This is a genomic window from Psychrobacter immobilis, assembly GCF_904846185.1.
Taxonomy (GTDB): Bacteria; Pseudomonadota; Gammaproteobacteria; order Pseudomonadales; family Moraxellaceae; genus Psychrobacter; species Psychrobacter immobilis_B.
On record NZ_CAJGZQ010000006.1, the window covers coordinates 113,672 to 138,457 of the forward strand.

Annotated in this window: 21 protein-coding genes; 8 read left to right on the forward strand and 13 right to left on the reverse strand. The window is 42.8% G+C overall.

Translation table 11 applies throughout. From position 1 onward, the window contains the following. Nucleotides 1-56: 56 nt before the first annotated feature. A complete protein-coding gene (locus JMW94_RS04815; protein ID WP_201602123.1) occupies nt 57-701 on the reverse strand; it encodes a glutathione S-transferase family protein in 645 nt (214 codons plus the stop codon). A 183-nt stretch (nt 702-884) separates the two neighbouring features. Continuing rightward, entirely contained in the window at nt 885-1,556 is a 672-nt protein-coding gene (locus JMW94_RS04820; protein WP_060490442.1) for a DUF1294 domain-containing protein, read from the reverse strand. A gap of 147 nt (nt 1,557-1,703) precedes the next feature. Here JMW94_RS04820 and JMW94_RS04825 point away from each other — a divergent pair, with 147 nt between their 5' ends. After that, nucleotides 1,704-2,201, forward strand: a complete 498-nt coding sequence (locus tag JMW94_RS04825; RefSeq protein ID WP_201602139.1) for an FKBP-type peptidyl-prolyl cis-trans isomerase — start codon at nt 1,704-1,706, stop codon at nt 2,199-2,201. 50 nt (nt 2,202-2,251) lie between these two features. After that, nucleotides 2,252-3,292 carry an aldo/keto reductase gene (locus tag JMW94_RS04830; RefSeq protein ID WP_201602142.1) on the forward strand — a complete coding sequence of 347 codons (1,041 nt, stop codon included), beginning with the start codon at nt 2,252-2,254 and terminating at the stop codon, nt 3,290-3,292. 168 nt (nt 3,293-3,460) lie between these two features. Here JMW94_RS04830 and JMW94_RS04835 read toward each other — a convergent pair whose 3' ends face one another. After that, nucleotides 3,461-4,261 carry a lysophospholipid acyltransferase family protein gene (locus tag JMW94_RS04835; RefSeq protein ID WP_109591016.1) on the reverse strand — a complete coding sequence of 267 codons (801 nt, stop codon included), beginning with the start codon at nt 4,259-4,261 and terminating at the stop codon, nt 3,461-3,463. 304 nt (nt 4,262-4,565) lie between these two features. Between JMW94_RS04835 and hflX the strand changes: the two genes are divergently transcribed. The 4 genes from hflX (at nt 4,566) to JMW94_RS04855 (ending at nt 8,791) form a co-directional block, all read left to right on the forward strand. After that, nucleotides 4,566-6,029, forward strand: a complete 1,464-nt coding sequence (hflX, locus tag JMW94_RS04840; RefSeq protein ID WP_201602158.1) for a ribosome rescue GTPase HflX — start codon at nt 4,566-4,568, stop codon at nt 6,027-6,029. A 384-nt stretch (nt 6,030-6,413) separates the two neighbouring features. Further along, nucleotides 6,414-6,848: a CidA/LrgA family protein gene (locus JMW94_RS04845; protein ID WP_201602161.1), complete on the forward strand. Its 435-nt coding sequence runs from the start codon at nt 6,414-6,416 to the stop codon at nt 6,846-6,848. A gap of 22 nt (nt 6,849-6,870) precedes the next feature. Further along, nucleotides 6,871-7,560, forward strand: coding sequence for an LrgB family protein (locus tag JMW94_RS04850; protein ID WP_201539772.1), 690 nt, complete (start codon nt 6,871-6,873; stop codon nt 7,558-7,560). Between the two features lie 406 nt (nt 7,561-7,966). Beyond that, a complete protein-coding gene (locus JMW94_RS04855; RefSeq protein WP_193007699.1) occupies nt 7,967-8,791 on the forward strand; it encodes a lytic transglycosylase domain-containing protein in 825 nt (274 codons plus the stop codon). 211 nt (nt 8,792-9,002) lie between these two features. Here the strand turns inward: JMW94_RS04855 and tsf are convergent, their stop codons facing one another. The 10 genes from tsf to JMW94_RS04905 form a co-directional block, all read right to left on the reverse strand. Then, nucleotides 9,003-9,887 carry a translation elongation factor Ts gene (gene tsf, locus JMW94_RS04860; RefSeq protein ID WP_045443645.1) on the reverse strand — a complete coding sequence of 295 codons (885 nt, stop codon included), beginning with the start codon at nt 9,885-9,887 and terminating at the stop codon, nt 9,003-9,005. Between the two features lie 332 nt (nt 9,888-10,219). Then, complete coding sequence (rpsB, locus tag JMW94_RS04865; RefSeq protein WP_045443642.1) at nt 10,220-11,017, reverse strand: 30S ribosomal protein S2; 798 nt, start codon at nt 11,015-11,017, stop codon at nt 10,220-10,222. Between the two features lie 361 nt (nt 11,018-11,378). Further along, nucleotides 11,379-11,828, reverse strand: coding sequence for a chemotaxis protein CheX (locus JMW94_RS04870; RefSeq protein WP_045443639.1), 450 nt, complete (start codon nt 11,826-11,828; stop codon nt 11,379-11,381). A gap of 41 nt (nt 11,829-11,869) precedes the next feature. Next, entirely contained in the window at nt 11,870-12,319 is a 450-nt protein-coding gene (locus JMW94_RS04875; RefSeq protein ID WP_045443636.1) for a chemotaxis protein CheX, read from the reverse strand. A 29-nt stretch (nt 12,320-12,348) separates the two neighbouring features. Further along, entirely contained in the window at nt 12,349-12,711 is a 363-nt protein-coding gene (locus JMW94_RS04880) for a response regulator (protein WP_045443633.1), read from the reverse strand. A 62-nt stretch (nt 12,712-12,773) separates the two neighbouring features. Continuing rightward, nucleotides 12,774-14,984, reverse strand: a complete 2,211-nt coding sequence (locus JMW94_RS04885; RefSeq protein WP_201602180.1) for an ATP-binding protein — start codon at nt 14,982-14,984, stop codon at nt 12,774-12,776. 12 nt (nt 14,985-14,996) lie between these two features. Further along, nucleotides 14,997-15,881: a transporter substrate-binding domain-containing protein gene (locus JMW94_RS04890; protein ID WP_045443631.1), complete on the reverse strand. Its 885-nt coding sequence runs from the start codon at nt 15,879-15,881 to the stop codon at nt 14,997-14,999. Nucleotides 15,882-16,250: 369 nt separating this feature from the next. After that, nucleotides 16,251-17,510: a multidrug effflux MFS transporter gene (locus JMW94_RS04895; RefSeq protein ID WP_201580911.1), complete on the reverse strand. Its 1,260-nt coding sequence runs from the start codon at nt 17,508-17,510 to the stop codon at nt 16,251-16,253. A gap of 326 nt (nt 17,511-17,836) precedes the next feature. Further along, nucleotides 17,837-18,649 carry a crotonase/enoyl-CoA hydratase family protein gene (locus JMW94_RS04900; protein WP_045453705.1) on the reverse strand — a complete coding sequence of 271 codons (813 nt, stop codon included), beginning with the start codon at nt 18,647-18,649 and terminating at the stop codon, nt 17,837-17,839. 161 nt (nt 18,650-18,810) lie between these two features. Then, the gene (locus tag JMW94_RS04905; RefSeq protein ID WP_201602196.1) at nt 18,811-22,344 is read right to left on the reverse strand and encodes an ATP-binding protein; all 3,534 of its coding nucleotides are present in this window, start codon (nt 22,342-22,344) and stop codon (nt 18,811-18,813) included. A gap of 513 nt (nt 22,345-22,857) precedes the next feature. On the opposite strand from JMW94_RS04905, the gene cysM reads away from it, so the two are divergent. Both cysM and JMW94_RS04915 read left to right on the forward strand, forming a co-directional pair. After that, nucleotides 22,858-23,832, forward strand: a complete 975-nt coding sequence (gene cysM / locus JMW94_RS04910) for a cysteine synthase CysM (protein WP_201501989.1) — start codon at nt 22,858-22,860, stop codon at nt 23,830-23,832. Nucleotides 23,833-23,888: 56 nt separating this feature from the next. After that, complete coding sequence (locus JMW94_RS04915) at nt 23,889-24,713, forward strand: 3'-5' exonuclease (protein ID WP_201602199.1); 825 nt, start codon at nt 23,889-23,891, stop codon at nt 24,711-24,713. Nucleotides 24,714-24,786: the final 73 nt, after the last annotated feature.

The following is a 24,786-nucleotide window of genomic DNA, read 5'->3' on the forward strand; positions in this document are numbered from 1 at the left end:
TTAGCATAGAGTATTGCGCCTATACGCCACTCTTAACAGCTGAAAGTCATGATTGATTATTTCTTAGGAAATTTCTCTCGCTTCGATAATTTTTTAAGATAATCTTGAACCTGCTCAGGCAAGGCAACGCCCAGCATCTTCAACCATGAAAACAAATGCTGATAATAAATGTCTGCCAGCGTAAAGCTGTCCCCCGCTATATACTCCTGCTCATCTACCCAAGCATAAGCAATCGGTAGGGCTTTTTGGATACACTTCATGCAGTTGTTAGCGGTACCCTCAGGCCAGTTTTCATAATTGTCTAATACCTTGATTTTGGTGAGTATCCATAGATAACTCTCAATCTCGATCATGCCAAATGAAATCACTTGGCGAAGTTTATAGTTTTTCTCAGCGAAGTTCTTATCTGCTGTGTTTGGTGTCAAAGGTTTGTCAGGGTGTAACTCATTGAGATATTCAATAATAGCCAACGACTCAGTAAAGTGTTTGCCTTCATGTGTGATGGTAGGGATTTTACCAAAGGGATTAACGGCTAGAAACTCAGGGCTTCGCTGCTCTCCTTTTTTGCCATCTATTTCTTTGGTCTCATATTCTAAGCCCACCTCCTGCAATGCCCAAATGACCGTTTCAGCGCGACTTGGATGGGTGTATTTGTATAAAGTAATCACTTGCGTTCGCCTTTTATTATTAATTAAATCCATTTAAGGTTTATCCTGAAAAATCGTGCTTATTGCGTACAATTCATCATACTCGCACAAAATACCAATGCACGGCAACCAGCCACTCAAGATATAAAACTTTGATGTTTCATCAGCCGTTTATTTTAGACTTAAGCATTAAACATCAAAACTACACCGCTCACTATGATAAATAAACAAGTGCTTTTATACCAAAGAATCAAGTAATCCTTGCAAAAATTTCAAGCTTCCTCCTGTCAATATAAACAACAACCCCGCCATATTGATGAGAACAGTCAAATAATACGCCACTCGAAATTCAGGCTTTTGCGACTTGTGGCGTAGATACGTCTGCGCAACCATCGCGCCCACCCAACCGCCCAGCGCACTTAGCAGATGCAAGGTTGATTCAGGTGTGCGCCAATCATTATTCTGAGCAGCGGCTTTGTCTTTGGCATACATCATATAAGTAATGAGACCCAAAGCCACATACCAACCCACAACCAGCCAGCTGAGCTTGTTCATGGCAGCCAACAAGATTAATACGCCATAAAAGCCCACACCAAGGAACAAACGTTTCTTTTGTCCCGCTTCAAAGTCTGCTTGCATGCTACGTTTGTGATTACGCTGACGGATTTTCTGATTTTTTTGCGCCATTTTTTGCTGCACAAAGCTCAGCTCTTGTACATCTTTTGCTTGCATACGCCCTTGATTGTCCTGCCCAAATGTAAAAACAACGGGCTCACCGACCTCAGGGCGACGACGCGCTTTAAACTCATTGATATGAAAGAATATTGAATCACCATTCTGCGTTTCGATAAAACCAAAGCCTTTGTCATCTTGCCACTTTTTAATGTGACCTTGTTGTTTATTTACCATAAAACCCCTGCCTGCTCTTAGAATTGCCAAATATATTACACTATTTGCGTTACACTATTTACGCTTACATACTCTCCAAGATGGCTTATCATTCCTTATATTATTTGCCAAACCAATTCCTAATCCCGTAATAAATGGCTGTTGACTATGACCGACTCACAATTTATCAATCCCAATGAAGACACCCGTATCACTTTTGGTAGCCTTGTAAAGCTGCACTTTGAAGTATCACTAGAGAACGGTACGATGATTGATTCTACCTTTAGCCGTGATGCGCCTGTGACGCTCACCATTGGTGATGAAAGTTTATTACCTGGCTTTGAGCAGGTATTAATGAACCTGCGCGCAGGTGACACGCGCTCTGCCCACCTTGAAGCGGAGCAGGCATTTGGCGATTGGAATCCTGACAACATCCAACATTTCAGCCGTACTCAGTTTGCGTTAATCGCTGATAATCCAGAAATCGGCATGATGGTAGAATTCGAAGACAAAGGCAAAAACACGCTGCCGGGTACGATTAGTGCACTCGATGACGATCAAGTCGAAGTGGATTTTAACCATCCCCTTGCCGGACAATCCCTGTTATTTAAAGTAAAAATCTTTAAAGTTACCCCGCCTGGTGTCACTGGCATAAAGCTCATGTAATCGCTTAAAAAACTGTCAGCTATAAAAATACATTTACAAAGGACATTCATATGCAATATCAAATGTTGCCACAACTCAATGAAAAAGTTTCTAAGATTTGTTTAGGCACGATGACATGGGGACAGCAAAATACCGAGACCCAAGCACATGAGCAAATGGACATGGCGCTAAGCGAAGGGGTGAATTTTTGGGATACGGCGGAGATGTATCCATCGCCGCCAGATAAAGACAAGCAAGGTGATACAGAACGTTTCATGGGCACGTGGTTTAATAAAACCCAACAGCGGGATAAAGTCATTCTTGCTAGCAAAATATCGCCGATGGATTTTTTGCGTGATGGGCAAACGCGTTTTAATGCCGAACATATTAGCAGCGCCATCGATGGCAATCTTCAGCGTTTGCAGACCGATTATATTGATATTTACCAGCTCCATTGGCCTGAACGCCAAGCAAATTTTTTTAGTCAGCTTGGCTATACCAAAGAGATGGCATCGCAACCATTAGATGATTTGACGCCATTTCTAGAGACCATTCAAGCGTTAAATGATGAGATTAAAAAAGGGCGTATTCGCGCTTATGGACTATCGAACGATACCGCTTGGGGACTGATGCGCTATCTATGGGAGGCGGATAAAAATGGTTTGATCGCTCCTATCACGGTGCAAAATCCTTATAGTTTGCTAAATCGCTTATATGAAGTCGCTATGGCAGAGATTACGCACCGTGAAAATGTAGGTCTATTGGCTTATTCACCGCTTGGCTTTGGTGTCTTATCTGGTAAATATCTCGATGGCAAACGTCCAGCGGGTGCGCGACTCACGATGTATGATCGTTTTGCGCGCTATACCAATGAACAAGCGCTATTAGCCACTGCTCAATACGCCAAAATTGCAGCGGATGCAGATTTAGATATGGTACAGATGGCATTGGCTTTCGTTAACTCACGCTCATTTGTTACCAGTAATATTATTGGCGCTACTACGATCGAGCAGCTAAAATCCAACATCGATAGTATCCATTTAACCTTAAGCTCAGAAGTATTGGAAGCGATTGAAGCCGTGCATACACAGCATCCCAATCCATCACCCTAATTTTAGCTTGAGGTGACACCATGGTCTGATGCAAACCAGACTTTGACGCATTGAGGCTGCTGTATTTTTAATCGACAAAAAAGGCGCAAATCGCAGTTATAAACTGAGCGATTTGCGCCTTTTTTATTAGAGCGTGTTAAATATTCGAAACTATTAAGCTGTCACCGCTTAAACTTTAGCGACTTTCGTTAAGACTCGCGAATGCAGTTCCGCCAAACCTTCTTGCATACGGGCTTGTAACAAATCCGTCAATTCACTTTTGCTCAACCCTTTAGGATCTATTGGCTCAAGTGGCAATACATAGGCGGTCACATCTTTCGTATCGAGCACCTTTTTTATGCTCTCTTTCATCGTAAGCTTGCCATAATAAGGCAACTCTTCACTTAACGTGCCGTCTTTATTGACGTAAGCAATTACCAGCGGGCGTACGGGCACGTCAGCATCTATGGCAGCTTGTAGCAACGTGCCATGAATACGCTTGATTTTCTTACCATCGGTGGTGGTCGCCTCAGGGAAGAATATGACCGAGAAACCTTTGGTCAAAAAACTGGCAATTTGGGCGGCGACCGACCCTGCATCACCGGAACCACGCTCGATAAATACCGTGCCTGCTGCATGAGCCAGCTTACCAAATACAGGCCATTCACCGATTTCAGCTTTGGATAAGAAAAAAGCAGGACTCAGTGTCCCCACCACAGGGATATCCATCCATGACACATGATTGGATACCCATAATCCGTGGTGCTGCTCTACCCGCTCGACTGCCACAACCTTGACGCCAAAAGAGCCTGCCATTTTGCGGCAAAAGGCTTGAATATAGCGTGGCAATTTTTCGCGTGGTGGCTGTTTAAATGCGCCAATACGTTGGGCGGCGCGCAATCCACCAGCGATAGTAGTGGTCATGCCAGCAATTTGTTTGCCGCGCCCCAACTGTTGTCTGAGTGAGAAGCCTGACTTAGATTGGCTCATCTGTGTCCCTCGTGGTTAAAAACATATGATTATATATCGTAAACAAGCGCCATGAGTATAACAAAATTTATTCAGTCAGTGACGATTTGTTCACTGAGTTGCTGTTTATTCAACCAGTTCTGCTGCGTTCACTGATTTGCCTATGGCTTTCATTTACGCTGTAACATAAAACCCTCGTTAATTGTGCTATAACGCTTTAATATTAACTGATGAGACCACATATATATGGTCATATGAACGCTATATCGACGTTTACTGAATGGATAATAGCGATATATTTACTTTATTAAATAGGTGATACTCTTTGGATTATTTTGAAAGACACGAAGGTGGCGAGCGCGCCATTATAGTACATTTAGACATCCGTCAAATTCAAGATCCTGATGATTTAGGTGAATTTGAGCTGTTAGCAGACTCAGCAGGGGCTGATCGTTTGGCTTTAGTCACAGGCTCACGCCAAAGACCCGACGCCAGATACTTCGTTGGTAGCGGCAAAGCAGAAGAAATAGCAGAATTGGTACGCGAACATGATGCGGATATCGTCTTATTTAACCATAGCTTATCGCCATCACAAGAGCGTAATATTGAAGCCTTGGTCAAATGTCGCGTACTGGATCGTACGGGTTTGATATTGGATATTTTCGCGCAGCGTGCCCGTACTTATGAAGGTAAGCTACAAGTAGAGCTGGCGCAGCTCAACCATTTATCGACGCGTCTGGTACGAGGTTGGACGCATTTGGAGCGTCAAAAAGGCGGTATTGGTCTACGTGGACCCGGTGAGACCCAGCTTGAGACCGATCGTCGCTTGCTACAAGTGCGCGTGAATCAGCTTAAAAGCAGAATCGAGAAAGTCAGACAGACACGTGCGCAAGGTCGAGCCCGCCGCCAAAAATCAGATGTGCCGACGATTTCGCTTGTCGGTTATACCAACGCTGGTAAATCGACGCTATTTAACCGCTTGGTCGACGAGAATATCTATGCAGCGGATAAACTATTTGCCACGCTTGATCCTACTTTACGCCGTTTAGACTGGCAGGGCGTTGGTCGTGTTGTTTTAGTCGATACGGTAGGTTTTGTCCGTCATCTGCCGCATGAGTTGGTCGAATCCTTTCATGCGACATTAGAAGAAACCTTGGAAGCAGATTTATTGCTACACGTCATCGATTCTTCTAGTGAAGATATGCATGAGCAAATTCAGGCGGTCAAAGACGTATTAGCGGAGATTGATAATGATGTACCAGTGCTCAATGTCTACAACAAAATTGATTTGACAGATGAGCCTGCACATATTGGTTATGCTAGCGAAGGACAACCCAATCGCGTCTATGTTTCTTCTAGAGAAAATCTAGGTATGGAAGCGTTGTCGTTAGCCGTCCAGCAGTTACTGACTGGTACACTCACCACCTTTGAGTTGACCTTACCTTATCATGCAGGTCAGTTAAAAAACGCCTTATATGAGCTGGGTGTTATTCAGGAAGAGAGCTACGATGACAGCGGGCATGAATGTTTAACGATTCGCTTGCCAAGCGATACGCTAAGACAACTACTAGGTCAGGCCAATTTAGAACCTTTAGATGTACTGCCATTAGCACAAGCCACATTATTGATGCCAGTACTTGAAGACTTCGAAAAGCCTGACGAGGTTGAAGAGCCGACGATGACCAAGGCAGAAGAAAAAGCGTTTGATGAGTTTGATGCGCTGAATTCTGAAGCCGCTAAGTCAGAGGAATTAGCAGTAGAAGTGGAAACTCCTGACTCAAAGATATAAATGACTGAATCTGTAAAATAGCTTTATAAAAGACAAAAGGATGATATCCATTGATATCATCCTTTTTTTTGGCACATAGCATTAAATTTGGGGCTTTCCGATCACCAAAACGCGCTACCATAGCCTATGTCGTTCAAAGTGAGCACAAGGTAGCCTGGCGCAAATGATACATTCATTATAGTAAGCGAGCTTAACACTGTTGCTATTTATAATCGCACTGACGATATGCTATAAGCTTTATTAGTTTGCCTACTCTCTATATAATCATCGGCTATAGGTTCAACCAATATTCATATCATTGATAGATAGAACACACTCATTAGAGTGCGGTTACCTATTTTGTGGCTCCCATCCTATCTATTTCTAAATCGGCCAGTATTTCTTATGAAATCTACTCATTCCGCCCATTTGCCGCTATGGCTTGCCTTAATCCTGACACTCACGATGGTCATCGTGGTTCGTGAATCAGCCGTTATCATCTGTCAATTAGCAGGAATAGAAAAGGCTGCCAACATCGTTGGATTGGTCGCCATGTTCTTTATTTTGATGGCATGGCGATTACTTAAAGGGCTGCCCAGTTGGCTCACCCAAGCCAGTAACACTTTATTGGTGGATAGCGGTTTTGCTTTTTTGCCCGTGTCTGCAGGTGCAGGCTTACTGCTATTTGCTTTAGGTGATGAGCTTTGGGGCGTTATGCTGACGATCATTATTAGCACACTCATACCGCTTTGGGGACTTGCCATACTTGCCAACCGTTCGCTCAATCACGATGTTAGCATCGATAGCACCACCGTTGAAGAGCACAAAGGACAGCTATGAGCTGCATGAACAAGGAAATGCAATGATTTTTGATAACGTGTTTGTGGCAACCTTTGCGGCGATATTATTAACGCTAATCGCTCATGTGACTGCTCGTGTATTGGCACGTAAGCTCTCATGGCTGCCGATGGTGATTACGGCGTTGGCGCTTGTTCTCTTATTTTTGTTTATCCTACAATGGGATTACAACGATTATTACGATGTTGCCAAGCCTGTATTTGATCACTTATTGGGATATGTCACCGTACTGTTGGCAGTACCATTAGCAGCAATGAACTTTAAAGGTCTGCCAGTCAAAAAGCTTACTCTCATAGTTATCCTTGCAAGTGTGGTTGGTGCATTGCTACCGATGTCATTGGCTTATTTATTTTCATTAAGTCACGACACCATACTCGCTTTCGCAACGCGTTCAGTGACCACCCCAATCGGTCTGAGTGTCGCAGATTTAATCAAAGCACCACTAGCCATGGCGAACTTAATTATTATTGTCTCAGGGCTTATCGGTGGTACTTTGGCGCGCTTTTTATTTCGCGGTATCGATGATGATCGTGCCAAGGGCTTAGCACTTGGATTGGCAGCGCATGCTTTTGGTACCGTCGAAGCATGGCAAATTAGCCACACTGCTGGGCGTTATGCGGCATTTGGACTGGCAGTAAACGGGCTGGTCACCGCCGTTTGGGTGCCTATTTTTATCAGTGCACTTTCTATATAACCCTGTTCAAAGCACTTCCCAGTGCTCCAAACAGCTTTTATTTCTCATGATTCATTCATTGCCACAGCCAGAATATTCACGTACCACATACGCCTAAAAACAATAAAGCCGATACTCCATCAACGTACTCAAAAACGGTAGTGTGTTGATTTTTTTACAAATTAAAAATGACTTTTATACTTTGTGCTGATAATCGTATGCGTCGAAAAGTTATTATATGTTATAGTAAGCAACTATTATTTTTTGTATCCAATGCGAGTGGTTTCTAGTTAGACGTGGTTTTTGCTAGGGTGCTATATCGTTTACAGCGATAAAATCCTACCAGCACGATAACCGCTTAAATGCGCAAAACGACGCGCCTATAGGCAAAGCAATTTGCTATTACTCGATGAAAAGTGATAACCCTATGATAAATGTTACAACCTTAGTGACTCGCTGCTTGTCTCCTGTTTTATTGACCGCTGTCGCCCTATCCAGCCTATCTCTATCTGTTGCTGCTAAAGCAGGTAATATGTATATTTACAAAGACAAAGGCGGACAAGTCTTACTCACTAACGTCAATCCAAGTGGTAATTTTGACAAATTCACCAAAAAGGTAAAAGTCACCTACTACAAAGATTCTAAAATGTATGACGGTAGTAGTGACAATAGCAGCAGTAATTACGGTAGTAGCTCTGCCAGCAGTAGCGGAAGCCGCAACTCATACGACAGTTATATTCGCGCCTCAGCTCAGCGTCATGGCGTAGATCCTGGGCTTATAAAAGCAATGATGCATAGCGAATCCGCATTTAACCCAAATGCACGCTCACCTGTCGGTGCGCAAGGTCTCATGCAGCTAATGCCAGCGACTGCGCGACGCTTCAAAGTCAGCAATCCTTGGAACCCTGCAGATAATATCGAAGGCTCTGCTAAATATATTGCATGGTTGATGAAGCGGTTTAATAACAACGTAGAATTTGCGGTTGCGGGCTATAATGCGGGTGAAGGTAACGTTGATAAATATAACGGCATCCCGCCTTTTAAGGAAACCCGTAACTATGTCAAAAATGTCATGAGCCGTTACCATAGCTTGTATAAAAACGATTCAGGGCTATCAGGCGGTACCATGAACGCTAGCAATCAAATCGCCAATCCTAGTCTCAGTAGCGGCTTACAAAACGTCAGCTATGGCACCAGCAGTAATAGCAATAGTGCCAGCTATGCCAACTCAGCATATGATGCGCTACGCTAAAATGAAGACTACATGAACCGTTGAATCCAAACGTAAAAAAGCCCGTTAATATAATTAACGGGCTTTTTTGTGCTAAGAGGCTTTATCTATTCATTCATAATCTATCTTGTCATATTTTTTGAGTTCGATACAAGATTAACAATAAAGCTGATCTGTGAGTACCAAACCAGAAAGCTTAGCACTCACCTTTCTTCTTAGCAAAATTTAAAAATTACTTGTTAGCCAGTGCTTGTGTTGCAGCAACTTCAGCAGCAAAGTCTTCTTGCTTTTTCTCGATGCCTTCACCAACTTCTAGACGTTTGAAAGCAAGTACTTTTACGCCTTCAGCTTTTAGTACATCACCAACTTTCTTCTCGTTGTCCATAACATATGGCTGACGTAGTAAAGTCACTTCTTCTAGATACTTACGTAGGCCACCTTCGATCATTTTTTCAACGATGTTATCAGGCTTGCCAGACTCACGAGCTTTTGCTTCGATGATGTCTTTTTCGCGTGCTAATAAATCAGCATCTACACTTTCGTCATCAACCGCAACTGGGTTGAATGCTGCGATATGCATGGCAAGGTTTTTGCCAGTATCTGCGTTGCCGCCTTCAAAAGATACCACAACACCGATACGTAAACCATGACGGTATGAAGCAAGGTTGCTACCTTCTAATACTTCAACGCGGCGTACTTGGATATTTTCGCCGATTTTTTGTACCAAAGATACACGAGCTTCTTCAACAGTCTGACCATTGCCATATGGCAATTCAGCGATAGCAGCTACGTCAGTCACATTGTTTTCTAATGCAATATTCGCTACTGCTTCTGCAAATGCCGTAAAGTTTTCGTCTTTTGCAACGAAGTCAGTTTGGCAGTTTACTTCTAACAAGAATGCTTTGTTGTCGCCTTGAGCGATGATAATAGCGCCATCAGCTGCAATGTTACCCGCTTTTTTAGCTGCTTTGGCTTGACCAGATTTACGTAGGTTATCAATGGCAGTTTCTACATCACCGTTTGATTCTTCTAACGCTTTTTTACATTCCATCATGCCAAGACCAGTACGGTCACGCAATTCTTTTACCATTTTGGCAGATACTTTTACTTCTGACATAAGAGTTACCTTTTATTATGTATGGGAGTGCTTAATTTCTATGAGATATATCTTTGCTATCTATTGGTACTATATCGCTCTTATAGTAATGGAAGCACTCATGGTTGATCGTGATAACAGACATCATTGTAATAACAGATATTGTGCATCACGAGGGCATATATAAGCGATAATACTCGCTTATTAACGAGTGTTCCATCAACAATAAGGCATGACGAGTAAAACTACATCATGCCTATTGTGAGCTTATACGCTGTTAATAACTTTATATGGATGCAGATAGTGTGACTATCAAGCTATCCTTACAAAGTTAAACCTTTTGGGTCAGCCAATTATTCTGCTGGAGTCGCCGCTTCTTCTGCTTTGGCTTCAACTGGTGCTTCTTCAGTAGCAGGTGCTTCTTGCTCAGCTTTGCCGCCCGCTTGAGTCTGTGCGTATTCTTTACCAGCGATAATCGCATCAGCCATAGAAGTCACATACAAGGTCACAGCACGGATAGCATCATCGTTTGCTGGGATGATGTAATCAACGTTATCTGGGCTAGAGTTAGTATCAACGATACCGATAACTGGGATACCTAGATTTTTAGCTTCTTTGATAGCAATCGCTTCATGATCTACGTCTACAACGAAGATTGCATCAGGTAGGCCGCCCATATCTTTAATACCGCCTAGTGAACGCTCAAGTTTTTCCATATCACGAGTACGCTCTAACGCTTCACGCTTAGTAAGCTTGGCGAAAGTACCGTCTTCTGCTTGCTTTTCTAGCTCTTTTAGACGGTTGATTGACTGGCGAAGTGTTTTCCAGTTAGTCAACATACCACCTAACCAGCGATGGTCAACGTATGGCATGCCAGCGCGTGCTGCTTGCTCAGCGATGATACCGCTTGCTGCGCGTTTAGTACCTACGAACAATACTTTGTTTTTCTTAGCAGCTAAGCCGTTAACGTAAGTCAATGCTTCGTTAAACGCTTTTACTGTGTGCTCTAAGTTAATGATGTGAATCTTGTTACGGGCACCAAAGATGTATGGTCCCATTTTTGGATTCCAAAAACGTGTTTGGTGACCAAAGTGAGCGCCGGCTTGTAGTAAGTCGCGCATTTCGATTTTGGTTGGATTCTTTGTAGACATGTGAAATTCCTATTGGTTGGGTTATGCCTCCACATCACAAAAACTGCCTATCTAGCGACACGCATCTGCTAACGGTTAATACTTATTGTGGCAGCACTAACTTTTTGCAAATTAATCAAGTCGCCAAACACCCAGCAATTTTTTGCCATGATGTGTGTGTCATTGGTTGATGGGTTGGTTTAAAAAATTGAGCTATCATTTGAACGTAAAAATACGATGTGATAAAAAATAGCTGGGCTGTATTTTAGCATATAATGCTTAGCGACTGCTAGCGCTATTATGCTGTTTAAGTGGATGATAACGCATAAAAAAACGACGCATTAACGTCGTTCTTTATACTGAATAAATGAGCAGCTGTAGATTAAGCAATACAGATACCAATGACCGCTTTATACCCACGCCACGTAAATGGCGTGACGTAACTTTGGCGATCTTTTGGCAAATAAGATACGCTTGGTGCGCTCTCAACAATATGCGGTGGCGAGATAATAAACTCTGAGCCGAACTCAGTACGAGCATTACCAGAGATAGTGTTGGCCATCTCACCGAGCAGATCTTTCATCATCGTGATCGATGAGTCAGGCTCGCCCATCACTTTTATGACCTCTCGCAACATCACGCTTGGTGCACTCACATACACACAGCCTTCCAGAGGCCCTGATATCTCGATAACGCCGCTATAATCATAACCAACAGCACTCTTGTTATGATTTAAATAAGGGGTATCAATGGACACTTCCGAGCCATCAATTTGTGCAAAAAATGCATTGATTGAGCTCAGAAACACACCCAATTTTTCTACTTTAACCATAATATATTAATATCCATCTTTATGACGCGGTGGCAGCAACGTTAATCCTGCAAACAGACCACAATCTCGCCTATCTGCGAGTTCCAAGTGATGGGAATGATAAAAGAACGCTCATCATTCGGCAACACAATACTTTGTGGAGAGCCTTTAAATACAAACGGCACAGAAATATGGAACTCTGAGCCAAACTCTTTACGCGCATTACCAGCGATGGTATTGGCCACTTCACCAGCCAAATCGATATAATTCTCATCGCTTTTATCCGTTTCACCCATGCTATCCAGTATAGCGGACAATAACTGACGGGTTGCCGAAAAATACACCACGCCTTTTTGTCCACCCGATATACCGATCACACCCGTATAATCATGGACTTTTGGCTGTTTGTTCTCTAACAGATATGGGGTGTCAGCGACAAGCTCCTCGCCCCCAAACTGATTAAAATAATTACTAATAATACTTAAAAAAATCTGTAGCTTTTGTTCTTTCATAATGACATCTACTTAAGTCGTTGAATGGTTTAGTCTTGCATTAGCTCATACAAAGACTCTACAAGCTCTTCTTCTGAAAAAGGCTTGCACAAAAATCCGCTGGCACCCAACGACAATGCTTCAATGCCAGTGGCTTTATCAGACAGTGCTGACACCACTAAAATTCGTACTTCAGGGTCAATCGCAATGATTTTCTCAATGCATTCAAGCCCGTCCATTTGTGGCATGGTCAAGTCCATAGTGATTACATCAGGACGATGGACATTGAACTTTTCAATGGCTTGAACACCACTGGTTGCCGTCGCAACCAGCATAAACTGCCCTGAATCGTACGCGCGTTGAATACGATTTCTAATAATATTTGAATCATCAACAATCATTAACTTATGCATAACTGATCTATTACCTTTAATGAAGTGCTTGTCATCCTTGACAATATACCTGCTGTTTCTAATTAAGCTTTTGGTAAAGTAATAACAAACCGTGTCATCTGACCAAATTCGCTGTTTACGTTAAGCTTGCCATCATAATCTTTTACTTTTGCTTTAATGATATCGAGACCGACACCGCGTCCGCCATCTTCATCTGCGTGTTCTTTGGTAGAGAAACCCGAAGAAAACAGTTGTTTGAGCAGCTCGCTTTGACTGAGCTGACTGGCTTCTTCTGTACTAAAACGACCATCACTGCTTAACTTGGCACGAATGCTGTCATAATCAATACCTTGACCATCATCTTGCACCATCAGCATGAAATCTGAGCCGTTGTCTTTTAGTTCTAAATCAATCGTCCCAACCGCAGTCTTACCAATCGAATGACGAACACTTGGCGCTTCAATGCCATGCACCACGGCATTACGTAGTAGCTGAATGCTAATCTCTTTAATCGGCTTTACCAGATGCGCTGGTATGTCCGCTTGCATCAGTGTATTACTCTTTAGCTCTACTTGCTTACCTTGTCTTGCGGCAATATCTTTTGCAAATGCTTTATAAAAAGACAGATGATCATCAGTTGCTTCATTACCTAGGTCAATATCCTGACCGATATCAGTATCTATGATACTGGTTGAAGGATTTGATGTCTGACTGTCAGTCGCCACCGTTTTTGACATACTGTTTTGAGCAATATTGTCATCTAACCCATTTGCAGTTGGTGCAGTCGCTGGTGCTGAACGGTTAATACGCTCGCCCAAAGTCGCGATGGTATTTGATAGGCTTAATAAGTCATCCAAATGTACGGCCAATGGCAAGAAATCGTTACCAGATAATTGACCTTGGTTTTGCAATGCGTGCAGTTTGTCTTCCGCATCTGAGGCAATCTTGGTAAAGCTATGCAGTTTTAGCGCAGAAGCTTCACCTTTTAAGCTATGCATTTCGCGATAGATGGCTTTTAGTTTGCCCTCAAGCTCATATTGTGAGCTACCAGGATTTTTCAAGATATTGTTCATCTTCTCAATGTGCATCTGCGTATTATCGATAAACTCATTAATAATCTTTGGATTTACATTTAGAATAGTGGTGAGCATTTCAATCTGCATATCATTTTGCGAACGCTCTTTTTCTAGACGCTGCTCTAAATATACGGCATCTGATACATCGTTGACGTTGACCAAAATACGGGCAATGTCTTTGTTGTCATAAACACGTGAGAACTTGAAGTCTAAGAAGCGATTATTCTGTGCTTTATCACCAGCGTTGTTGTGTAGCATGACTTTGTGCAGTGGATTCAGAGAATCTACCAATTTTTCTTTAACGCGTGGATTGTAAAGCTGCTCAATAAATTGCTGTGTGGTTTTCAGATCTTTATCAGAAATACGCCCACGTAAAACGTTGGTAAAGTTCTCTCCTGACAATCTGTCCTCACCGATAATATCATTCAGTGCGCGAGAATGCTGCTGACCAATATTCAAGTCTTTATCAAGTAAGAATAGACCCGTATTTACCGTTTCCATAATCTCTTGCGTCTCGCGACGAGCAGCGAACGCTTCAGCATCGGTTTCACGTAAACGACGTACAAAGAAGAATACAAAGATTAGAAAGTAGGTAAAGATGGCGGCAACACCAAGCACCTGAATCAGACGAATGGTCGTCGCTTGGCGTTCAGCACTATTAAAAACATCTTTGGTCAAATTGTCTAACGAATCGTTAATCAATAGACTTGACGTCTTGGCTTGTTCAACGGCTTGGGTCAGATCATCTTCAGAGGAAACCATAATATTATCAGCATCTTTGAGATATGCTTGAATCTTAGGCTCTAACGCTTTCCACTGCTCATTAGCTGCGGTAATGTTTACTTGTGCGTTACTGTCAATCTTTGGCAGATCATAAGTTTTGCCATCAACGTCAGTGATCGTTGCACCTTGCTCAATAGCAGCAATAGAGCTGGTAATCAACGCCGTGTTTTCCTCCAAACGCTCCAAAACGCGCTGAATATGCGGAGAGTTAGTATCTTCTCCATAGCTATTATCTAAGTCAAATAAATCTTTAATTACCGCCTGCGCGCTATTAGCGACTTGGTTGGTTTGGTCAATTAACGCGGTATTTCTTTCTAATAAGTTTGAGGTATAGAACGTAAAGGCTAACAAAGCACCGATGAGCGATAAAAATAGTGCAATTGAAATGATCAGACCTTGATAGCGCTTATTGTCAACATTGGGAGTGGTTGCCATCTTCAGAATTCCTTAGTTCAATTGCGTAGTATTAGTATCAGAATTGCTCTTATCAGCAGATGCAGGTACAGCCTCACCTAACCAGCGCTCTTCAATTTCTTTAAATGTCCCTTTTTCTTTCAGTTTAGCAATACCCTCATTAACCGTATTAATCAACTGAGTATTTTCTTTTGCCATTAATACGACTTGTTGCGCTGAAGGTGCGTCTGCCGCTTCATAAGGTACAATCTTCACTTTATGTTCTGGATAACCTTTTATGATGTACTGCAGCACTGGCATGTCGTATAAGAAAACATCAGTCTTACCTTGCACTAAGTCCTGATAAGCCAAAAATGCAGTAGATCTTGAAACCAATTCAACCGAGCTACCCATCTGTTTCAGAGTATCTTCTTCTTTAGAACCTGCCAACGTACCAGTTTTTAGACCCTTTATATCGTTTAAGCCTTTGATATCAAACTTACCTTCCAAGTACATGATGGTAGCTGGGTTAAAAAAGTAAGGCGTTGATAGACCATATCTTACCGCGCGATCATCTTTATAAGAGATACCAGAAATAGCTAAATCACGTTTTCCTGACTCCACACTATCGAACATGTCTTGCCAAGTTTCTTTATAAAACTCGACTTTAAAGCCTTGCTCCTCGCCGATAGCTCTAATGGAATCAACGTCCGTACCCTGCATATTGCCATAGTCATCTTGAAACGAGAAAGGGGGTAAATCACCTGTCATAGCGACCTTTAATGTTGGTGCCGTATCAGGCAAATTACTGACAAAATTATCTTTATTTTCTGTTACTGGCGTACCAGTAGAATTGGCATTTTCTTGAGTGGAAGAGTTACCGCAGCCAAACAGGCCAACACTCAATACAATTGGTAACACTCGATATAACTGCATCATAATTTACCCTTAAAGCTTCACGTGGTTGCACATATTAATTAATGACAATCTAGCAAGGTTAGGTAATATCTTCACAATACTTACTTACAGAAAGTTACGTTTGATAATACTTGCCTAACTTTATGATTGCAATAATTATGTTTAGTTATTACGTACAATTTGTTATATATGGCAAATAAAGAATATTAAGGGCGTACTTAAGTCTATTTATATGACTAAAAACTTGTAATATAGTCTTGTTTTATGCACAGTTTTAGGCAGAAAATAAAATAAAAAGTACAAAAAAAAGCATCCCTACATAATCAATATAAGAATGCCTTTTAAGAACGCCTTTTAAGATTCTAGTGCAAAAACTATAAAGTCTCTGGCTTACTCCGCATCGTCCAGATTTAAATTACGATCTATCTGCCAAATCAAAAAACAGCCAAGACTCATCAAAGCGAACATCGCAATACCAATTTTGAGTACAGGATTAACTGGAAATAGGTTTAATAATAATCCACCAAAGATACCGACTGAGAACATGAGCGAGCCTTGTAGCGCACTTGCCATGCCCGCTCGGCGTTTTTGAAAGGCCAGCGCAATAGCAGAAGCATTTGGCTGAGTCAGACCTAAGCCTGCGATACAGAAGAAAATACAAGCCAGTACCAGTGGAAGCCAAGCATCAGTACCCAAAAATAGACCTATGATAAATAGCACGCCTGCAGAAATAACCTGCATCATCGCACCAAAGCGCAAAATACTCAAAATACGAAAGCGATTGGTAAGCCACTGATTCAGCTGAGTCAAACCCACAAAACCAGCAGCATTCATCCCAAATAACCAAGCGAAGTGGGTTGCGGATACCCCATAGGTATCCATAATCAGCTCAGAGGCTGAACTGATATAAACAAACATCGCCCCCATCAGCAGGCCGCCACCAATCGCTGGATAATTGAACGTCGGGTCTTTTAATAAGTCCCAGTATTGACTCAGTACTTCTCTTGCAGGACGTACATTACGATTTTCTTCCGTCAACGTTTCAAAGAAGAAAAACTTTGTGAGCAATAAATTTAACGTGCCAAAAGCAGCCAAAAACCAAAAAATAGAGTGCCAGCTAAAAAACTGTAGAAATAGCGCACCAAGCGATGGGGCTAATATCGGCGCTAAACCCATCACCAAAATCATAATAGAAAAGGCTTTTGCGGTTTGCTTAGCAGTCAATCGATCGCGAATCGCGGCACGAGTGACCACCGCGCCGACACAGGCACCAAGTGCTTGCATCGTCCGTCCAACAAACAATACATACTCGTTATTAGTAGTCGCACAAACAATGGAAGCGATGACATATAGCGTCATACCGATATATAAAGGCTTAACGCGACCAACACGATCACTAAATGGTCCATAAAATAACTGGCCAAATACCAAGCCTAAAAAATAGGCAGGAACAGAGTTGGCCATAAAGGCTGTGGAGACACCAAAGTCATCTGCCATCGATGGTAATGCAGGCAGATACATATCAATAGACAATGGCCCCACTGCCACGATAAGTCCAAGCATCATAATCCATGCAACAGGCAAATCAGCAGAGCGTACGCGCTCAGAAGCAATGGGTCGATTGGGTAGAGAGGATTTTGGAGCAGACATATTCAGACCATTTTATATAGAGTGTATAGAGTGTATTGAGTCGTTATAAAGGTTCAATACACTCTAGTGATTGTTATTGTAGTATTCAGGCTTCCATTGTCTTTAATATTCAGTCTTTACTCAATACTGAAAACAAGGGTCATTGCCACCATTAGTGCACATTTGCATGCAGTGGCGCAAGTGGACAGTGTTATATCGTACTATCCGCTCACATTTCAATAGAGGTATGACGTGAATAAAACAAACAATAACAACTAAAAACAATCACAATAATTTGTCAAAATAGGTCTGAGCGTTAGCATAGCGGCATAATTAGTAAAAGATATTTAGCGGAACTGGCGCTTGCCAAATGCCGTACTGGCTTGCTTGGCTTTTCTTAACGCAAGCTTGCGATTACGACCGAGCATCATTTTAAGCTGCCATACTTTTTCCTTATATAAAGTAGTGGCTGGCTGCTGGAACATAGCATTGACCACACGCTTACTCGCCAACACCGCATCAGGAGAGCGCTCTGCAAATTCAGCAGCGAGCTTTTGCGCCTGCTCAAGTGGCGCTTCATTGCAATGGCTGACAAGACCCAATGCTTTGCCCTCACTGGCAGTCACGATACGCGCACTCATGGCAAGCTCTTTTAGCACATCTTCACGTACCACGCCAAACGCCGATTGCGTCAAACCCATGTCTGGTACCAGACCCCACTTAGCTTCCATAATAGACAGTTTGCAATCTGGATGACTGATACGCACATCGCAAGCCAGTGCTAGCTGAAGCCCTGCACCGATACAATAGCCTTCTAGTACAGCAATGACCGGTACAGGCACATCGCGCCATACCAGACAAACACGCTGGAACGAGCTCTGCCATGGCTTTACCAGCTCCCAAACGGCGAACGCTTGATTTTTTGGATGATTTAAATCACCTAAGTCGATGCCTGCACAAAACGTGCCTTCAGCGCCATTTAGAATCACCGCACGTATCGTTTTGTCTTTACCAATGCGTTCTGCGACAGCTATCAATTCTTTCACCACTTTAAAGCTCATGGCATTTTTTTTGTGTGGGCGATTTAAGGTTACCGTGAGTATATTGTCAGTCATACTAACTTGTAAGGTTTCATATTGGTAAGTGGCAATCGCGTTCATAACAATCCTTATTCATGAATAAAATAGAAATGGCATCTAAATATGATGCCGATACGTCTAAAGCTGATGGCAACAATATTAACAGCCTTGTTACGACGCTACCTCATCAATAACTGACTGCAACGATTCGATTCATCGTTAATGTCATAAAACCATCACTTCTAAATCATTTTCCACGTCATATCATTTTCACTCAAACGATGATAATTGAGCTGAGGATAGGCTGATAAATCCAGCGCCTGCAAGTTATTTAACGCTGTTATTAATGCGGCATAATATGGCTCAAGCATGGCAAACTGCGCAGGGGTGGTGTGTTGGACATTCAGCAAGCATTTATCTTCTAGGTCTTGACTGGCCTGACGTAATTGCGGCACACCGGTATAACGACTACCGCCTAAGATGCGATGGGCAATTTGCGCTAGCATACTGCGATCACGGGTATCCCACGCTTGCGTTAGCGCTTGCTTTTCATCATTAATAGTATCAAGCATCATAATGATAAGCTTGGCTGCCAAGTCGGGCTTATTCGCTGAGCGGGTCAACGCGTCTTGCCAATCTAAAATAGCAAACCCATCACCTTCATTAGCCCCCAAAGAATAATGGCTTAAATGGTGGTGACTGCTGTCCCAATTCTTTGTTTCTTGCTCATATGTGTGGGAATTTGTAGGCGTTACCACTCCATCGCGAGCACTATTTATCGGTGTTTCTGATGGCTTTAATAGTGGCGACTGTCCTTGTTTATGTAAGCGCAAGTTCTCATAGCGTGGCTGGGTGTCGCGCGGTGTTTCGCGTCTATAGTCCTCGCGTGGTTGGCTGTCTCGCAAGTAATTATCACGAATTTTCTTCAATGATAAAGGACGCGTTATTTTTGGCTGATTGATTGTATTAGAACCGCTATGACGGTTATTTTCATCACCTTTCACCATAGGATAAGCAATGGTTGTAGAGTCTGATGGCCACGTTGAATACGTTTCAGCCTCCCTATTTTGTGAGTCGTTAGAGTGTGAGTTCTCTTTTGATAAATCGAAGGTCTGCACATCAGTACTGTGCAGATTGGTATCAGGCAACGCTTTTAACTGCGGCATTGTCGTTGTACGTCCAAGCCATTTTTGCAGCACTTGTAACAACTGAGGCTGGCTAATGGGCTTACCCACATAGTCATTAATGCCACTAGCGATCAGTTTGTCTCGCTCATCAGCCAAACCATGCGCAGTCAACGCAATAATCGGGATACGGCTATCATCATTTTCAATATTGCGAATTTGTCTTGCAGCTTCATGCCCTGACATACGCGGCATTTGGATGTCCATGAATATTAGATCAATATGACCTTTATCCTGAGTAGCAACTTTATCGTCGGTATTCACCTCTTCATAAAGCGTAATATTTGATTTCTTGTTTACTTCATCGCGCGTTTCAGCTTTAGAGATTTGCGTTTTATTCGACAGACTTTGCTTATCATTTTTCGTGGTTTTGATATTTTTGGTTTGTTGTTTACTGATAATTTCTATGGCGTCAAAACCACTACTCGCTGTGATGACTTGGATGCCAATCTCACTGAGCAATGCATCGAGCACCAACAAATTGGGCAGATGATCGTCGACTGCCAGTACCGTCACCCCTGTCCAGCGCGGTTCTTGCACGCTTTTTTTGGTACTGCGATTTTGGGTGTCGAGCATAGCATAGAGCTGTCTTTTGTCTAAAGGCTCATACAAAATATTGGCATGATAACGATTTAATAATGCTTGATCGGCAGCAACTTGATAGCCAAATACCGCAAGCTTACCTTGGTAATGCAGACGAATTTGTTTGAGTAATGCCATCATATCGTCTTGGGTATCATCATCGACGATGACCCAATCCCAATAATTACCATGCTCTTTTAATGACTCAAGTACGCCTGGTAAGGAGTTGGCTTGGGTCAATTTAATCGGCAAATATTGCAAGCTGGCTTTGAGCACTTGTATAGAAGCGGTATGATTGATCCATACCAATACATTAAACTCATCGGTCTCACTCGCCAGCGGAGCCAAGACTGGAAGCTCAATCGTCTGACCAGTAGCAGCTTCCAACACATCGACATGTGCTGGCATCCGAAACCAAAACGTTGCGCCCTGATTGGCAATATTCTCTTGAGCATTATCATGAAAGCCAATATCACCGCCCATCAGCCGCGTCAATTGCTTGGAAATAACGAGCCCCAACCCTGTACCGCCATACTGACGAGTGATTGAAGGGTCGCCTTGGCTAAAGCTTTGGAACAGCATCTTTTGATCAGCTAAAGAGATGCCCTTACCGCTGTCTTGCACACTGATCATAAGATAATTATCACGATGGTCATCTAAGCTGACGCGCACTACCACATCGCCACTGTCGGTAAATTTAATAGCATTGCCGACGATATTGGTCAATACTTGCTTGAGGCGTAGGGCGTCGCCATTGATGCGCATCGGTACATCATTATAAAACAGCACCGCCATGCGCAGACCTTTTTCTGCGGATACAGGCGAAAGCATATCGACTACGTCATAAATGGTGTCATAAAGGTCAAACTCATGACGGTCAAGTACTAACTTGCCTGCCTCAATCTTAGAGAAATCCAAAACATCGTTAACCAAGGCGAGCAAGTGTGCTGATGACTTACGTATGGTTTGCACGTACAAATCTTGTTCAGGATTTAGTTCGCCATGCCTTGCCAGCAAATTGATAAAGCCATCGATACTGTTTAATGGCGTGCGCAGCTCGTGGCTAATATTCGCCAAAAACGCCGATTTTGCTTGGCTGGTTGAAATTGCCGCATCACGTGCATTACGAATAGAGATATTCTGCATTTCCATCTCATCAAACGCGAGGCGCAAATCATCCTCGGTTTGCTCGGCATGGTCTTTTAACTCCTGAAAGCTTCTATGCAGGCGGCGTAGCGTTTTGACCAAGTCTTGCTGCAATAAGTTCAGCTCACCATCTGACTCAACAGGAATAGGCTGATACAGATTGTCGACATGGGTACGCTGCAACTGCAAACGCAGCTCATAAATTGGTGCTATCCAGCGCTTTGAATAAATATTTAAACTCAACAATAAAATTAAAATAGTGAACAAGCCAGTAATCACTAGTGCCATGGCAATACGATAACGTGCAATATAAAGCGGTTCGTTGTCCATATCGACGAGCAACCAGAGTTTTTGTCCTTCAAACTCCCCTAATATACTGCCATAAGCGGTTCCAATAGGTGTTGGTTGCTGCGATAAAAAATTCTTTGTTGTGTCTATTGCAGGCCATGCTTCGTTCAGTCCATAGCCGACTGCGGCGAGCACTTGATTGCTTTCATTGATGATCGCAATACGCTGTACATGTTGCTCGGACTGCATACGACCCAGCTTATCTTGTATTTCCTCAAGCTTCGTGATGGTCGTTTGAGTGGCATCATTTGCTCTGACTTCGCCATCAGAATTGGGTTCGCCGTCTGCTTGCTGGCGCTCTTGCGCTAACAGCTCAGGGATTAGCTCTGCAATCGCTGGGGTATAACGAATCAGCACCGCCTCCGCCAATACTTCTTGTTCGGAATTGCTGGCGCGCATGGTCTCATAAAAGACCAAAATACCGCCCACCGCTGCCAAGATACAAATGGGTAAAAACACCAATATAATCAACTGACCATACGCACTGCTAGTATCAAAACGTTTTTTGTATGCCATGCTAGCTTTACTCTCTACAGAAAATTGCACTATGAATCAATAGCGGCGGTAAGCGGTGTTAGCCAATCATAATTTTTTTAGGGGCTGTGCTCATTTCAAAGCTATTCTCATTTCAAAGCTATCGTCATTTCAAAAATGATAACTGCCTACCCATGATAAAATTTAATGGTTCTTGTTCTTGCCGTACCTATATATTGCCATAACTATAACGCATTTCATCGATCATGGTGAGTGGCTATGCCGCAAAGGCATTTTAACTGTCCAGCCCTTTTTAAACACCACTCATTTACCAAAATCTCTTGATGCCTTCAGCGTAGCCAAAAACAAAATGATATAATGACGCAACTTTTCATTCATTGCTATTTCGTTAAAGCGGTAGAAATATCATTAACGATCAAATCACTTACTTTACTCAATAGCAGCCGTATCAAGATATTTATTCAAAAATCAAAATGATAATTAAAAAATAAACGGTAATTAAAAATCAATTTTAAAAATTAACAAGGATACTTTATGTCCGCAACGGCTATCTCCAACCCTAATTTCATTACTCAAGTCACCAAACTTGCTGATTGCGTCGGTCAGACGCCATTGGTTAAATTGCAGCGCTTACCTGAGCAAGAGCAGCTGACCAATGGTGCTGCGTTACTGGCCAAGCTTGAAGGTAACAATCCAGCGGGGTCTGTTAAAGATCGTCCTGCGTTTAATATGATTTATCAAGCAGAACAGCGCGGTGACATCAAAGCGGGCGACATGCTGATTGAAGCCACGAGTGGCAATACGGGTATCGCTTTAGCCATGGTCGCCGCGATGCGTGGCTATCCGATAACGCTACTGATGCCAACCAATTCAACTCAAGAGCGCAAAGATGCCATGATTGCGTATGGTGCGACGTTAATCGAGGTGGATGAAGGCATGGAAGCCGCACGCGATTTAGCGCTGCAAATGCAAGCAGATGGCAAAGGCATCGTATTGGATCAGTTTAATAACCCTGACAACAGTCAAGCCCATTACCTGACCACAGGGCCTGAACTGTGGGCGCAAACGGCAGGGAAAATCACTCATTTTATTAGCTCAATGGGCACCACTGGTACCATTACTGGTGTATCGCAATACCTCAAAGAACAAAATCCAGATATCAAAATCATCGGACTACAGCCTGATGAAGAAGCTTCGATTGCTGGTATTCGCCGCTGGCCTGCAGCTTACATGCCGGGTATCTTTAACGCAGATTTGATTGATGAAATCATGGATGTGGATCAGCGTATCGCAGAAGTTTATATGCGCAAACTGGCCAAAACCGAAGGTATTTTCGCGGGCGTTTCATCAGGTGCTGCAGCATGGGCTGCCGTACAAGTCGCTAAAGAAAACCCTGATGCCGTCATCGCCTTTATTGTCTGTGATCGCGGCGATCGTTATTTGTCGACGGGTTTATACAATATTAATGACGACAATATTGACGACAGCAATGTCGATAACCGCACATAAATTAATTAACGTACAGACAACGCTGCTCAGTTTAGTTGATTCAATCAGGATTTCTTATGTTACAAGCTCTACCATCCGACCCTATATTGGTCTTTGATATCGAAACTGTCGCTGATACCGATGCGGCGCGCCGTATCTATCCGCAATTGGCAGAGTTGAATGATGCAGATGCATTGAGTGCACTCACAGCGCTTCGAATACAAGAAGCTGGGCATGATTTTATGCGCTTGCCACTGCAGCGTATCGTCTGTATTTCAGCGCTATATATCAAAGATAGCAAGTTGTCGTTGTTCTCATTGACCGCTGATAAATTCAGTGAAAAAGATATTCTTGCCAAATTTTTTCGGGCATTTAGTGACCTTGAAAAGCTGCCACAGCTTATTAGTTGGAATGGCTCAGGTTTCGATATTCCTGTACTGATATATCGGGCTATGCAATACGACTTATCAGCGCCATGGTTATTTGAAGAAGGCGAGCGCATCAAAAATATGCGCTTTGATAATTACGTCAATCGCTTCCACACGCGTCACCTTGATTTGATGGACAGATTTAGCCAGTATGGTGCCAGCCGCCGCGAAGCCATGGATATTGTCGCAAGCTTATATGGTCTACCGGGTAAAACAGCTGTCGACGGTAGTATGGTTGGTGAGCTTGTCAGCACTAATGACTGGCAAACGCTGTCTATTTATTGCGAGTCTGACGTCATGAATACATGGCTAATCTATTTGCGCTGGTTGCGTTTAACTGGACAATTATCCTCACAAGATTTTGACGCTTGGCAGCAGCAGAGCTATGACTATTTAGTAAAATATACCCAAGCGGATGGTCATGCCCGCCATCAAGACTTCATCGCTGATTGGTCATCTGCGCCCACATCATAACAAATGAAGTTATATGAAGGCGCGTTATAAGACATCGCGTTTATCCTCATTTTTTTAGTTATTTATCATTTAT